This is a genomic window from Nocardiopsis exhalans (assembly GCF_024134545.1).
Taxonomy (GTDB): Bacteria; Actinomycetota; Actinomycetes; order Streptosporangiales; family Streptosporangiaceae; genus Nocardiopsis; species Nocardiopsis exhalans.
Map to the genome: position 1 here is coordinate 3,530,822 of NZ_CP099837.1, position 13,714 is coordinate 3,544,535.

Genomic DNA, 13,714 nt, shown 5'->3' on the forward strand with positions numbered 1-13,714 from the left:
GAAGGCCCACCGCCGCGCCGATTCGACGCGTTCGCGCCGCTTCTACACTGGGGGGAAATCTGGTTGGTGCCCGACCGGACGGACAACAGGAAGTAGGCGTCAGTGACCCAGCAAGCGCGCAGCGGACGAGGAAGGGGCAGACCCTCCTCACCCATCCTGTCCCGCGAACGCGTCAGCCAGGCGGCGATCCGGATCGTCACCGACCAGGGCTACCGCCACCTGACCATGGCCTCACTGGCCCGCGAGCTCGGTGTGGCGGCCTCGGCCCTGTACAATCACGTCTCGTCCAAACGTGACGTGCTGGTGCTCATCCAGGACCGCATCAACGAACAGATCGACTGCTCGTCCTTCGGTACCGAACCTTGGGACCAGGCGCTGCGGGACTGGGCGCGCTCCTACCGGCAGTGCTTCATGGAGCACACCGCGCTGATCCCGGTCATGGCGGTACTGCCCGTGGCCGACTCGCCCCAGACGCTGCGCATGTACGAGCGCGTCACCCGCGCCCTGCACGACGCCGGGATCGTCGGCGCGGACGCCGTGGACATCATCGTCGGCATCGAGGCGCTGGTCTTCGGTGCCGCCTACGACGCCACCGCCCCGACCGACATCTTCGATCCGGGCAGCCTGGAGGACCTGGCCCCGACCTTCATCCGTTTCGCCGCCCAGCGCTCGCCGGACCCCCGGGCGGCCGCCGACCGGGCCTTCGAGCTCGCACTCGACGCCCTGATCAGCGGCCTGCGCCAGAAGTTCACCGACTGAGACCTGAACTGCCGGGCCAGGTCCGGGTCGCGCTACCGGTCACGCCTCCAGGGCGTGCATGACGTGCTTGACCCGGGTGTACTCCTCCACCGAGTACAGCGACAGGTCCTTGCCGTAACCGGAGGACTTGAAGCCGCCGTGCGGCATCTCCGCGGTGAGCAGCACGTGCGTGTTCACCCAGACGCAGCCGAAGTCGAGGTCGCGGGTCAGGCGCATGGCGGCGCCGTGGTCGGCGGTCCAGACGCTGGAGGCCAGCGCGTACTCCACGTCGTTGGCGAGCCGGACGGCCTCCTCCTCCGAGCTGAAGGTCTGCACGGTCAGGATCGGCCCGAAGGTCTCCTCCTGGACCAGCTCGTCGTCCTGGCGCACGCCGGTGACCACCGTCGGCTCCACGTAGAAGCCCTTGGAGCCCTCGACGGCCCTGCCGCCGGTCACCACGGTGGCGTGCTCGGGGAGCCGGGCGAGCTTGTCGGTGACCGAGGCGAAGTGGCGGGCGTTGTTCAGCGGGCCGAAGTCGTTCTGGGACTCGTCGGGGTTGCCGGTCCGCGTCGCACGCGCGGCCTCGGCGAGCAGCTCCACGAACTCCTCGTGCGCGCTCTCCTCGACCAGCACCCGGGTGACGGCGGTGCAGTCCTGCCCGGCGTTGAAGGTGCCGAACTCCACCAGCGCCTTGGCGGTGGCGGGGAGGTCGGCGTCGGCGAAGACCACCGCGGGGGCCTTGCCACCCAGCTCCAGGTGGCCGCGCTTGAGGTTCTTGGCGGCTGAGGCGGCCACGTGCTGGCCCGCGCGGACCGAACCGGTGATCGAGACCATCACCGGTTCGGGGTGCTCCACCATGAGCTGTCCGGTGCTGGCGTCGCCCAGGACCACGTTGAACACGCCGGCCGGGAAGATCTCCCCGATCAGGCGGGTGAGGACCAGCGTGGACTCGGGGGTGGTGTCCGAGGGCTTGAGCACGATGCAGTTGCCCGCGGCCAGGGCGGGGCCGATCTTCCACACCGCCATGAGCAGCGGGTAGTTCCACGGGGTCACCTGGGCCACGACGCCGACCGGCTCACGGCGGATGTAGGAGGTGTGGCCCTCCATGTACTCCGTCGCCGCGCGGCCCTCCAGGGTGCGCGCGGCCCCGGCGAAGAAGCGCAGGTGATCCACGCCCATGCCGATCTCCTCCTGGGAGATGAGCCAGCGCGGCTGACCGGTGTTGCGGTGCTGGGCCTCGACGATCTCGTCGGTGTGGGCCTCCACCGCGTCGGCGAGCTTGAGCAGCAGGCGCTGGCGCTCGCCGGGCGTGACCTTCTTCCAGGAGACGAAGGCGTCACGGGCGGCGTCGAAGGCGGCGTCGACGTCGACCTGGTCGGAGACGGGGGAGACGGCCACCGTCGTTCCGTCCGCGGGGTTGACGACGTCGAGGTGCCCCTGTCCGTGTGCGTCGACGAACGTGCCGTTGATGAAGTTCTGCAGGCGGCTGCCCATGATGTCTCCTAGGCCACAGTTAAATGATCACCATTCATTTTAGGGGCAGATGTAGTGAGCGGCAACACAACACTCTGTCGAGGGGTCGCACACGGGCCCCGAATCCGCCTCAACGCCACGGTGCCGCCGGAGGTCGCGGAGCATCTGGATCGTGGGGCACCGGGGGTGAAAGCGGCCGCTGTCCGGTCGCCGGTCTGTGCCAGACTCTGCTGCGTATCGGGGTGAGAACACCCTGAACCAGGCAGAAAGAGGGGCGGGCCCGGTGTCCATGCGGATCGAACGGCACACGGTGGGTGACGAGGCTCTGACGGAGGCCACCGAAGGCTTCTTCGACGAGGTCAGCCGTGATGTCCGGTATCAGCAGAACAGCGGGCGCAGCGGCTCCGGCTGGGAGATGATCGCCAGCGACCTGCTGGCCTACGCGGGCGCGCGTTCGGTGGCGGTGCCGCGGACCGATGCCGACATCCGCGTCGCCCTGCACTCCGCGGCCGAGGCGCGCATCGGCGGGCTCAAACTGGACGGGGCGCCCACCTCCGCCGAGTTCTCGGTGCACCTCACGTACACCGGCACCGGCGTCTTCTACCAGGACCACGACGAGGAGAGAGAAGAGGAACCCCGCGGCCAGACCAGGGTCCACCTCGGGGACTGGGCCGAGGCGCTCTACCTGTGCTTCGTCTCCGACCTCCACGAGAACAACGAGGGAACCTTCCGCCAGTTCGCGGCCGACTTCGAGGAGAAGGAGGTCCTGCACCGCGCACTCACCTACTACCTCTTCCCCGGGCTCGGCGCCGAACGGGAACAGATCCTGCGCTACGCCGAGTCCGCGATGGAGCCCTTCTTCGCCTCCCTCGGCAAGGAACCGGGGGAGCGGCACCCCGACTACGACTCGGTCGATCCCGAACTGCTCTTCCTGCACGCCCTGCTCTCCCGGAACGAGACGGGTTTCTGGGAACTCATGGCCTTCCGCCTGGAGTGGCTTCGGGAACGGCTCGAAGGCGGCGGGTCCCCGAAGTCCCTGCTGCCGGTGCCCGAACTCGCCTTCGCGGCCATGGCGGTACGGATCGAGGGTTGGCAGATGCCGTTCGAGTCCGACTACCTGCCCCGACGGCTGGTCGAGGGCGAGCAGCGCTACAACAGAGCCCGGGTCGGCCCCTACGGAGCCGACAAGGACGCTGCTGCCCTGCGGGAACTGGCCGAGGGACCGCTGGTCGTCGAGCGCCCGACCGGTGCCTTCGCCACCGAACGAGACATCGAGCAGCTGTATGAGTACGAGGACGGGCGCCTCGAAGAGTTCTGGAGCAAGGAAAGCCCCGCTGTCCGTTCGGTGAACCAGCTGCAGCGGTACGCCTGGGACGAGATGCTGGGCTTCCGGCTCTACTCGGTGGTCGATCCGCACGCCCGGCACCCGCGCCAGCTCGCGGCCCTCACCCACGCCTCGCAGTACACCGCGGCGGCCCTCGCCAGCGCTGACGGGGGACCGGGGGAGAGCGTCGACGTGACCGTCGGGGAGGCCACCGGGCCCCTGCGCCGCGCCGAGCCCTCGACCAAGGTCTCCGAGGGGGCGCGCCGGATCGCGATGGAGTACGCCCTGGTCTGCGGCTCGCGGGAGCGCCTGGCGACCCTGGTCTCCTACCCGCGGGACACGTTCCTGCGTGCGGACGAGAACCAGGGCTTCCCGGTCTTCCAGTACTACCGCGAGGCACTGCTGACGTACCTGAAGGCGGAGCAGACGCGGGGCTGGCAGAAGAACGGACCCCGGCCGAGGCACGGGGCGGTCCGCGCGGCGACGGACGAGGCTCTCGCCGCGCTCGCCGAATACAACATGCCGAGCTTCCCGGCGCCGCCGGTGGTGCTGCTCTCCCAGCTGGTGGCGGGGGACCGGGAAGGGTTCGACCTGGCGCTGGCCGACACCCTGGAGAACTTCCGGGACATTCACAGCGCCGGAGACCGGGCTGGGGACCCGGACGGCCTGATCTGTCCGCACATCCTGGCGCTGGCCTGCCTGGCCCGGGCTCAGGGTTGGGAGGTACGAGTCGACAGCGGCTACCTGCCCGAGGGTGTGCTGGAGCGGGCCGCCACAATGTTTGGCTGACCAGCGTTCGGCTGACCTGCGCCGACAGGGGCCGGAAAAAACTTCTGAGAAAAACTGAACCGGACCCGTCGGGCATCCGTGTACCGGGTGACAACGAAACTTCGGGTCGGGACTCAGCAGCCGCGGATTCTGATCGCAACCCGGAACGGGAAACGACGGAAGGACGCGAAGCATGCGTGCGAAGAGGTTCCACTCCCTGGCCGCGGGAGCGCTCGGCCTGGCACTGCTCACCGGCTGCGGGAACGCCGCCCCGACCACCACCACCGACCCCTATGCCGCAGACCCTCCGCAGGAGCAGCCCGCCGCGGAGACCGAGGCGGCGACCGGGGCCGAGGACACCGGCATCGCCGACGGCGTGCTGAACCTGGTCCTGCGGGGGCACGAGACCCTCGGCGAGCTGGTCACCGACGCCGCCGGTCACACCCTGTACCGCTTCGACGAGGACTCACCCGAAGCGGAGACCTCGGCCTGCTACGGCGACTGCGCCGACAACTGGATCCCGGTCGCCGCGGCACAGGAGATGACGATCCCCGGCGGCGACGAGCTGTTGGACAGCTTCGAACGCGAGGACGGCATCGAGCAGGTCACCCTGGACGGATGGCCGCTGTACCGCCACGCGGCCGACGCCGGCCCCGGCGACACCAACGGGGAGGGCGCCCAGGAGGCCTGGTACGCCGCGAGCCCGGTGGGCACCAAGGCCCAGGACGAGCCCTGGACCGACGGCTACTGCCCGCAGGGCTTCCAGGTGCGGCAGGACCCGGAACTGGGCGAGATCGTGGTCGACGACGAGGGCTTCACCCTGTACCGCTTCGAGGAGGACTCCGCCAACCCGCCCGAAGCGACCTGCTTCGACGAATGCGCCGAGATCTGGCCCCCCGTGCTGGCCATGGCCCAGTTCGACTTCGGCCAGGGCCTCGACCCCGCCCTGTTCGGCGAGGTGGAGCGGGAGCACCGGCTGTCCCAGGTGACCCTGAACGGATGGGCGCTGTACCGCTACGCCGAGGACAACGCCCCCGGCGAGGTCAACGGCCACGGGGTGGGCGACGTCTGGTACGCGGTCACCCCGGAGGGCGCGATCGCCGGCGGCGGAGCCGACAGCGGCAACGCCGGTAACGACGACTCCGGCGACAGCGACAGCGGCTACGGCGACGATGACGACTCCGGCAGCGGCTACTGACCCCGCGCACAGCGCGTACCCACGGCCTCTGGGCGGGGACCGACTCCCTCCCCCGCCCAGAGGCCCCCGCCCTCCCTCCGGTTCGGCGCCTCCCGCCACACCCCCCGACACGCCAGAGGGATTGCGCTCGCGACCCCACTCCGCGAAGCTTGGGGCCCTACCGTCGAGGGAGGAGGGATGGATGGCGTTGTGGGGTTCGCGTCGTCGGCGCGAGGCCGAGGACGAGGCGCTGATCCGTTCGCTCTACAACGAGCACGGCAGGGCCCTGATCGCCTATGCCACCCGCCTGACCGGCGATCGGGCCGCGGCCGAGGACGTCGTCCAGGAGACCCTCATCAGGGCCTGGCGCCACCCCGACGCGCTGGTGAACTCCAAGGGCTCGGTGCGCGGCTGGCTGTTGACCGTGGCGCGCAACATCGTCATCGACCGGGTCAGAGCCCTACAGGCACGACCCGCGGAGGTGGCCCCGGTCGCGGGAACCGAGCCGGCACAGGACGACCACGCCAGCTCCGTGGTGGATTCGATGGTGGTGATGGAGGCGCTGGACAGCCTTTCCGCCGACCACCGCGCGGTCCTGATCGAAGTGTATTTTCGCAGGCGTAGCGTGACGGAGGCCGCCGAGACACTGGGGATACCGCCGGGTACGGTCAAGTCACGCTCCCACCACGCTCTCCAGGCGCTCAGACGCCGTTTCGGCAGCCGCACACCGCCAGGGAAGGGGTGACCAGGTGACATCAGGTAACCACGACCCGAAGCCGTTGGGCGCCTACGCCCTGGGCGCGCTGAACGCGGAAGAGGCCGCCTCCCTTGCGGCCCACCTCGCGGGCTGCGAACCGTGCCGGGCGGAGTTGCGCGAGTTGAACGCCGTCCGCGACACCCTGGGTGAGCTGCCCCCCGAAGCCCTGTTGGACGGCCCCCCACCCGAGGGCGGCCAGACCCTGCTGCGCGCCACGGTCGAACGGGCGGGGGCCGAACGTGCCGTCGGCCGTCGCCGACGCGCACTGCGCCTGGCCTTGGCCGCGGCACTGGCCGGAGCTGTTCTCGCCGGGGCCGGGGGCATCGTCGGGCGGGTGTTGGCGCCCGCACCGGAGCAGGGAGAGGTGACCCAGCTGGCGGCGGGAACCGTGATCGCCGCTCAGGAGGACCCGGACACCGGAGCGAGCGCCACAGTACGGCTGGAACCCGAAGGCGCGGGCCTGCAACTGCAGTCGTTCATCATCGGTATCCCGGAAGGCGAGGAGTGCGAGCTGGTCATCCTCACCGAGGACGGCCGTACCGAGGTCGCCGCGGTCTGGACGGTCTCCGCCGAAGCCGAGGCCGGGGGCAGCCGCCCCGGCGGATTCGCCGACATCGACCCGCAGGACGTGGCCTCGGTGGTGGTGCGCAACACGGCCGACACGGAGTTCGTGAGCATCACCTTCTGAACCGGATCCGGCCATGGGGAGACAGGAGGGGCGGTGACCGGTTCGCCCGGCCACCGCCCCTCCCCGCTACCGCTCACCTCTGGTGCGCGCCGGTCTCCCGCACGCCGGGGGCGTTCTCCGCCTCCGCGCCCTCGGCGCGCTCCTCGTCCTGGCCGGGCTCGGACCGGCGGACCAGGAAGGTCGCGAAGAACGCCAGCGTGGCGATGACCGCGCCCAGGGTGAAGGCCACGTGGATACCGCCCGCCTCGGCGGTCACGGCGTCCGCGCCCTCACCCAGCCGGGTGGCGGCGACCGCGGACATCACCGCGATGAAGGTCGCGGTGCCCGCCGCGCCCGCCACCTGCTGCACGGTGCCGACCACGGCACTGCCGTAGGAGTACAGCGACGGCTTCAGGGATCCCAGTGCTCCTGTGAGCAGAGGGGTGAACATGAAGCCCAGACCGGCGCTCAGTGCCACGTGCGCGGCGACCACGTAGCCGATCGGGGTTTCGGTGCCCAAGAACGTCATGCCCCACATCACCAGGGTGACCACCGCCGCGCCCGGGGTGACCAGCGGCCGGGGCCCGAAGCGGTCGTAGAGGCGGCCCACGATCGGTGCCAGCAGACCCATCACCAGACCGCCGGGCAGCAGGGTGAGCCCGGTGACGAGCGTGTCGTAGCCGAGGACGTTCTGCATGTAGAGCGGCAGCAGGATGATGGTGCCGAACAGCGCCATGAAGCTGACCAGGACCAGAGCGATCGACACCGAGAACTGCCGGGACCGGAAGACCCGTAGGTCGAGCAGGGCCCGGTTCTCGCGCTGGAGCCGGATCTGGCGCCACACGAACAGCACGAGCGCCACCGCGCCCACGATGATCGCCGCCGACGGCGGAATGAACGCGTCGGGGTCAGCCGCCTTGCCCAGGCTGGAGAAGCCGTAGACCAGACCGCCGAAGGCGAAAGCCGACACGATCACGGAGAGCACGTCGATTCGGGCGGCGCGGGGCTCGGTGATGTTGCGGATGAAGACCGCGCCCAGAGCCAGGCCCAGGAGGGAGATCGGCAGTACCAGGCCGAACAGCCAGCGCCAGTCCAACGAGTTCAGGATGAGACCGGAGACGGTCGGACCGATGGCGGGCGCCACGGCCATGACGATCGAGATGTTGCCCATCACGCGGCCCCGGCGATCGGACGGGACCATGTTCAGCACGGTGGTCATGAGCAGCGGCATCATGATGGCGGTACCGCTGGCCTGCACGATCCGGCCGAGCAGGAGGACTGTGAAGTTCGGCGCGAGAAAGCAGATCAGGGTGCCCAAGCTGAACAGGCTCATCGCGGCGATGAACACCTGCCGCAGGTGGAACCGTTGCAGCAGGAAGCCGGTCACCGGGATGATCACGGCCATCACCAGCATGAAGGCGGAGGTCAGCCACTGTCCGGTGGAGACCGGGATGCCGAGGTCGCGGTTGAGCGCGGGCAACGCCACGCCCATGATCGTCTCGTTGAGGATGACGACGAATGCCGAGACCAGAAGAAGCGGGATGACGAGGCGGGTCGCGCGCTGTCTCGCGACCTCGGCTTGCGCCGCCTCGTCCGTGGGTGTCACATCGGTGTGCCTGGTCACGTACTTCCTTGTGCGCTCGAGGACGGCCTGGTTCAGGGGGATGCGCTGGGGGGAGGAGGGGCGGGGCTGCCGAAAGGTGTCCGGTTTGTCCCCAGTGGGCAGGCGAACTCGCTGTTCGCAGCAGCATTGCGCCCCGAGGAGGGGCAGGCAAGCGAATTTCACCCGCGGTGACCCTCCGGATCAACCTAAAGGACGAAACGTCCCGTCTCGCCCATTTTTGCACACAGTGCAAGCATTCTGCGACGGCTGACCTGTGCCCTTTCCCACGTCAACGACGCGACCCAGTCACTCGGCCGATCCGACAGCCGCAGGACGGGGACCGCCACACCGCCGCGCCCACCAGGGGCCACGCTGCGCCTGCCCGGGCCGTCGGCCCCGCGCGAACCCGCGCCCGGAACCCCCTCGACACCCCGGGACAGAACCGGTTCACCGCGCAGCCCGCCGCGAGGCCGGCGGTTGCCACACCGTGTCTCCCCTGTTCGTCGGCTACCGGTCTCGGCAGCCTGGGTGGGGCTTCTCGGGGGCGTCGTCCCGGGACCGGTCAAAAACCCAGCCCCCGCAGCCAGGTGAGCAGTTCGTCCTCACGCCCCTCTGCCCGCTCCCGGCTCCATTTCCCCAGTTCACGGTCGTCGACCAGGAGGCCGTCCCGGAGGTAGACCACGCGGTCGGCCCGGGCAGCGCAGGCGGGGTCGTGCGTCACCATGACCAGCGTGCTCCCCTCCTCATGCACGTCGGTGAGCGCGTCCATGACCTCGGTCGTCATGCTGCTGTTGAGCGCGCCGGTCGGCTCGTCCGCGAACAGCACCGACGGCTCGCACGCCAGCGCCCGGCAGATCGAGGCGCGTTGCAGCTGGCCGCCCGAGACCTGGGTGATGCCGTGCCGCCCCACGTGCGCGATGCCGAACCGTTCCAGCAGCGCGTCCACCCTGGTGATGGCTGCCCCCTTGTCCCCGGGCGCCGCCTTGAGCGCGGGCAGCAGGATGTTGTCCCTGATGTTCAGGTTCTCCAGGAAGTACGCCTGCTGGAAGACGAAGCCCATCCTGTTCAGTCGGACACGGCTCATCTCCTTGTCCCCCAGGCATGTCAGGTCGCGCCCCTCCAGGAGCACGTTGCCGCCGGTGGGCCGGTCCATCCCGCTCATGCTGTACAGCAGGGTGGACTTGCCCGAACCGGACGCCCCCATCACCACCAGGAACTCGGCCCGGCGCACGATCAGGTCGATCCCGTCAACGACCCGGGTCGGCGGGTCCGTGGAGTAGTAGGTCTTGGTCAGTCCCCGGGCCTCAAGCATCACCGGGGCCCCGCTCACCTGATCACTGACCGATGTGTCCGCCATGGGCCTTCTCCCACTCATCCTCTGAGCCACGAGCTCTTGTCGGTACCGCGCAGCGGCGCGGTGAGGAACACGGCGCCGAGGTACCCGGCGGCCACCAGAACCAGCGGGTAGGCCAGGTACACCAGCCACGGGTTCGGCAGGAAGACGAGGTCGGTGATACCCAACCCCGCTGAAGCGACGAGCAGGCCGACGAGCGACTCCCCGGCCGTGGCCGCGAACACCACGCCCAGTAGCGTGCCGACGACAACCGCGACCAGGGTCTTGGCCCGCGTCTGGGCGATGATCTCGCCGGTGGAGAAACCGAGGGCGCACAGCACCCCCATCCTGGACCGCTCCCTGCTCAGGCGCAGTTTGAGGAACAGGCTCGTGATGAGCACCGCCACCCCCGTCCCGAAGACGAACGCCAGCAGGGCCGCGCTGCGCAGTGCATCGGTCACGTACGACAGCGTCTGCTCGACGTACTCGCGCATCGGGACCACGGCGGCGGTCGGGTGGCGCTTGCCGTACTCCGCCGCGACCACCGCGGGGTCGACCCCCTCGGCTGTGTCCGCGTAGATCGCGTAACCGATCGCGCCCGAGGACTGCTCGCCCCGCACCTTGGCGGTGTACCCGCCCGCGGTCACGTCCTGGTAGACGCCGCTGACCTCCAGCGTGGACGGTTCGTCCTGTTCGGCGCTCTGGCGCAGGGCCATCTCGTCCCCGGCACCGAGTCCGTAACGGTCCGCGTTCAGGGCGGAGAGAGCGATCTGCCCGGGCCCCGGGGCGCCGCCCTCGACGAATTCGACCGTGTCACCGGAGTGGTCGCCCACATCCACGCGCAGGGACTCCCACCCCTGCTCGCCGCGCGCCTCGTACAGGACGTGGGCGAAGACGCGCACGTCACTCAACCGCTCGTCGCCGCGCATGTGGGCCAGGACGTCCTCGCGCACCGCGTCCACGTCGTCGGAGAACAGCAGGTCGGCGCGCAGGTCGCTTTCGGGTGCGCCCAGGTAGGTGACGAAGCGGGGGTTCTCGAAGGTGCTGAGCAGGTTGGTCGGCAGCGTCATGAGGACCGTCGCGAGGAAGAACACGACGGGCACCAGGAGCCACTGGCGGCCCTCCGCCCTCAGGTCCAGCAGAGCCAGGCGCCGGTTGACGTTCGTTCCGCTGTAGGAGTCCAGACCGCCCCGCCGTACCCGCCTGGCCTGGCGCCTGGCCTGGCGCGCGCTCTGGTGTTCATCGAGGGTGCTGCCGTGGACCAGGGCGCCCACGACCTGGATCCGGCGGACCCCGCGCAGGACACCGCGGCACAGGACCATGACGCACACGTAGACCAGCGTCAGCGCGATCACCGGCACCAGGAGCGTCGAGACCCCCCACGAGGCCTCGGCGTAGTTCTCCTGCGCCCCGCGGGTGAGCAGCCCTGTCGCGAACACCGCCAGGACGCCGCCGACCACACACGCCAGGAAGGTCATGAGGCTGTACTTGGCCAGGTACAGGCCGGAGATCGCCCGGTCCGGCAGGCCGATCGCCTTCATCGCGCCGATCTGGCGGATCTGGTCCTCCATGCTTGCGCGAATCACGAAGCGCAGGCTGAGCAGGGCGATCATGATGAGCAGCAGACTCACGAACACCAGCGCCACCGCCACCAGGCCGTCGCTGAAGGCGTTGATCATGCGGATCATCTGGAACGTGACCGCCTGGCCGTTCCTGGGCAGCGCGGCGTCGGACTCGTAGGCGCTTTGGAACTCCGAGACCGCGGAGGGGTCGTCCAGCCGGTACTCGACGATGATCTCGGGGGCGCCACCGCCCGCACTCTCCAGGTCCGCGAAGTCCGCTTCCGAGACCACGAAACGGGTGGCCGAGGACAGCGAGGAGGCCATCTGCGCGTCACGCACGAACCCCCGCACCCGCAGCTCGTGTACCCCGGTGTCGGTGCGGACCCCGAGCCGGTCACCGACCTCCAGACCGAACCGCTGCTGGTAGGCGACCGGGACATGGACCTGTCCGGGGGAGGGGGACGGGGCCGCTCCGGTCTTGTCGAGCAGGAAGTCGAAGTCCTCGTTCTGGGTGACGAAGAGGTTGTCGATCAGGCTCTCGGACAGGTCGCCCGACTCACCGGTGGCCGGGCGGTGCCAGGACAGGGCGGCGCCGTCGAAACCGAGCATCTCCTCGATGAGCCACGCGTCGATCTCCGGGTGCTGCGCGGCGAAGCCCTCCAGCGCCGCCGGATCGTACTCGCCCCGGTGCATCTGGAGGAAGTGGGGCGGCTGGGCCTCTTCGAAGAGCTGGTTGACCGATCCGACCATGCGTTCCATCACCATGGATCCGGTGGCCATCAGGAACGCGCTCAGGACCAGGAGCACGGCCAGTGCCGTGTTGACGCCCCGGTTCTGGAGCAGGTCGTTGCGTGCGTGACGTAAGTACAGGGATTCGCTCTTGCTGTGCACGGGGGCTCCACCGGACGCGGGTCTGTACCCGTCAAGTAAGCCAGAGGCCCCGGCCCTCTACATCGGGGAGCGACCCCGGCTCCAGGGGCGCGGCACCCTGGTTTCCCCCGGGGTCGCCGCTGTCGGCAACACCGCTCAAGGCGTCCTCGGGTGCTGCTCCCCTGCTTTCAGTGCTCCAGTCGGTGGCTGAGTTCGCTCATGCCCGGACCGCTCAGTCGGTCCAGGTAGGCGGGACGGCCCGCCATCACCATCACGAGAGCGAGCAGCGGTCCCTCCACCACGGGCAGCGAGGGGTCGTTCGTGGTGAAGTCCGCGTCGGTGGCCCGCAGGTGCAGCCCCTTGACCTGGGATCTGCTGTTGACCGCGAAGTCACGGCCGGCGAAGAACTTCGCGACCACGGCCAGCGCCTCGGGAGCGGGTTCGTGCTCCAGCCCCAGCGGGTGGCGGATGTCCTGGCCGTGCACGACGAGCTCCCCGAGCCAGGGCGGCAGGTTCTTCGTGGGCCAGCGCACGGGCTCGCCGTGCTCGCTCCCCAGGTCGGCGAACCGGGCCAGGGTCCGGGCGGGCTCTGGGCGGGCGAAGCGTTCGAGCTGTCTCCGGTTGTGAACCTCCGGGCGCAGGCCCGCGCGCAGGATGGACCTGATCCACCCGAACGTGCCGATGGTCATGGCCGATCCCAGGTGGGCGACGACGTCGTGGACGGTCCATTCCGCGCACAGTGAGGTCTGTCCCCACTGCTGCTCGGTCAGACCCTCGAGATCGGCCGCCAACGCGGCGTGTTCGGCGGCGATGAGTCGCTTGGGGTCGGTGGTCTCCATTTTCGTACTGTACGGACCGATGGGGACATTTTCCGGGGTACTTCGGAAATCTACGACATAAAGGCGGCGGCTTCGTTGACTCCTCAGTGAGCCGGAACCGACACACACGCCAGTTCGGTCTCCTCATCCGCCGTCAGCTCGCCGGGGGAGTCCTCCGGAACATGCAGGAGGTCGCCGGGGCCCGCCGTGAGGGTACGCCCACCGGTGCGCAGGGTCAGCGCACCGGTGATGACCACCCACACCTCCGCGTAACCCGCTGGCAGCGCGGCCGTCTCGCCCCTGCCGAACCTCGCGTAGTAGGCGCTCAGGGGGCCGTCCTCCGCCTTCTCGATGAGCGGACCGATCTGGATGGCGTGACCGTCCATCCCCTGCCAGTGCCCGACCCGGCCGGGGGAGAAGCACCGGACTGTTCCCTGGGTCGTTCCTTCGTGGTGCGGCATGATGTTCTCCGTGAGTTGGTAGGTGGCCCGGCAGGTCAGGGTGCGCCTGTGCGTCCCCGAACAGTGCAGCACCCCAACCAGCGTTGAGGTCAAGGCTTCGGGGCGTCCTCGAATTCTTCGGCACCCCGAAGCCGAGGGTGCTCTGGTCCCCGGAGGGGACGGC

At 69.5% G+C, this 13,714-nt stretch carries 11 protein-coding genes; 5 read left to right on the forward strand and 6 right to left on the reverse strand.

The genetic code is table 11. The features are described 5' to 3' along the window. The first annotated feature begins 102 nt into the window (after positions 1-102). The gene (locus NE857_RS15505; protein WP_254421641.1) at positions 103-759 is read left to right on the forward strand and encodes a TetR/AcrR family transcriptional regulator; all 657 of its coding nucleotides are present in this window, start codon (positions 103-105) and stop codon (positions 757-759) included. A gap of 39 nt (positions 760-798) precedes the next feature. Here the strand turns inward: NE857_RS15505 and NE857_RS15510 are convergent, their stop codons facing one another. Continuing rightward, on the reverse strand, positions 799-2,232 hold the full coding sequence (locus NE857_RS15510) for a gamma-aminobutyraldehyde dehydrogenase (protein WP_254421642.1): 1,434 nt from the start codon (positions 2,230-2,232) through the stop codon (positions 799-801). A gap of 268 nt (positions 2,233-2,500) precedes the next feature. On the opposite strand from NE857_RS15510, the gene NE857_RS15515 reads away from it, so the two are divergent. The 4 genes from NE857_RS15515 to NE857_RS15530 all read left to right on the forward strand — a co-directional run bounded on the left by NE857_RS15515 (position 2,501) and on the right by NE857_RS15530 (position 6,925). Then, entirely contained in the window at positions 2,501-4,324 is a 1,824-nt protein-coding gene (locus NE857_RS15515; protein WP_344011961.1) for an immunity 49 family protein, read from the forward strand. A gap of 172 nt (positions 4,325-4,496) precedes the next feature. After that, complete coding sequence (locus tag NE857_RS15520) at positions 4,497-5,501, forward strand: hypothetical protein (protein WP_254421644.1); 1,005 nt, start codon at positions 4,497-4,499, stop codon at positions 5,499-5,501. Between the two features lie 181 nt (positions 5,502-5,682). Continuing rightward, positions 5,683-6,225 carry a sigma-70 family RNA polymerase sigma factor gene (locus NE857_RS15525; protein ID WP_254421645.1) on the forward strand — a complete coding sequence of 181 codons (543 nt, stop codon included), beginning with the start codon at positions 5,683-5,685 and terminating at the stop codon, positions 6,223-6,225. Between the two features lie 4 nt (positions 6,226-6,229). Further along, positions 6,230-6,925, forward strand: coding sequence for an anti-sigma factor family protein (locus NE857_RS15530; RefSeq protein ID WP_254421646.1), 696 nt, complete (start codon positions 6,230-6,232; stop codon positions 6,923-6,925). Between the two features lie 73 nt (positions 6,926-6,998). On the opposite strand, the gene NE857_RS15535 is transcribed toward NE857_RS15530, so the two are convergent. The 5 genes from NE857_RS15535 to NE857_RS15555 all read right to left on the reverse strand — a co-directional run bounded on the left by NE857_RS15535 (position 6,999) and on the right by NE857_RS15555 (position 13,551). Further along, positions 6,999-8,510: an MDR family MFS transporter gene (locus NE857_RS15535; RefSeq protein ID WP_254421996.1), complete on the reverse strand. Its 1,512-nt coding sequence runs from the start codon at positions 8,508-8,510 to the stop codon at positions 6,999-7,001. 559 nt (positions 8,511-9,069) lie between these two features. Then, positions 9,070-9,864, reverse strand: a complete 795-nt coding sequence (locus tag NE857_RS15540) for an ABC transporter ATP-binding protein (protein ID WP_254421647.1) — start codon at positions 9,862-9,864, stop codon at positions 9,070-9,072. 14 nt (positions 9,865-9,878) lie between these two features. Then, positions 9,879-12,293 carry an ABC transporter permease gene (locus tag NE857_RS15545; protein ID WP_254421648.1) on the reverse strand — a complete coding sequence of 805 codons (2,415 nt, stop codon included), beginning with the start codon at positions 12,291-12,293 and terminating at the stop codon, positions 9,879-9,881. Between the two features lie 167 nt (positions 12,294-12,460). Continuing rightward, complete coding sequence (locus tag NE857_RS15550) at positions 12,461-13,111, reverse strand: maleylpyruvate isomerase family mycothiol-dependent enzyme (protein WP_254421649.1); 651 nt, start codon at positions 13,109-13,111, stop codon at positions 12,461-12,463. An 83-nt stretch (positions 13,112-13,194) separates the two neighbouring features. After that, on the reverse strand, positions 13,195-13,551 hold the full coding sequence (locus NE857_RS15555) for an AraC family ligand binding domain-containing protein (RefSeq protein ID WP_254421650.1): 357 nt from the start codon (positions 13,549-13,551) through the stop codon (positions 13,195-13,197). Positions 13,552-13,714 lie beyond the last annotated feature (163 nt).

Excerpts from the sequence above, each read along its gene's own strand:
- NE857_RS15525 (WP_254421645.1), top strand. The coding sequence starts at position 5,683 with ATGGCGTTGTGGGGTTCGCGTCGTCGGCGCGAGGCCGAGGACGAGGCG.
- NE857_RS15520 (WP_254421644.1), top strand. The coding sequence starts at position 4,497 with ATGCGTGCGAAGAGGTTCCACTCCCTGGCCGCGGGAGCGCTCGGCCTG.
- NE857_RS15510 (WP_254421642.1), bottom strand. The coding sequence starts at position 2,232 with ATGGGCAGCCGCCTGCAGAACTTCATCAACGGCACGTTCGTCGACGCA.
- NE857_RS15555 (WP_254421650.1), bottom strand. The coding sequence starts at position 13,551 with ATGCCGCACCACGAAGGAACGACCCAGGGAACAGTCCGGTGCTTCTCC.
- NE857_RS15550 (WP_254421649.1), bottom strand. The coding sequence starts at position 13,111 with ATGGAGACCACCGACCCCAAGCGACTCATCGCCGCCGAACACGCCGCG.
- NE857_RS15540 (WP_254421647.1), bottom strand. The coding sequence starts at position 9,864 with ATGGCGGACACATCGGTCAGTGATCAGGTGAGCGGGGCCCCGGTGATG.
- NE857_RS15515 (WP_344011961.1), top strand. The coding sequence starts at position 2,501 with ATGCGGATCGAACGGCACACGGTGGGTGACGAGGCTCTGACGGAGGCC.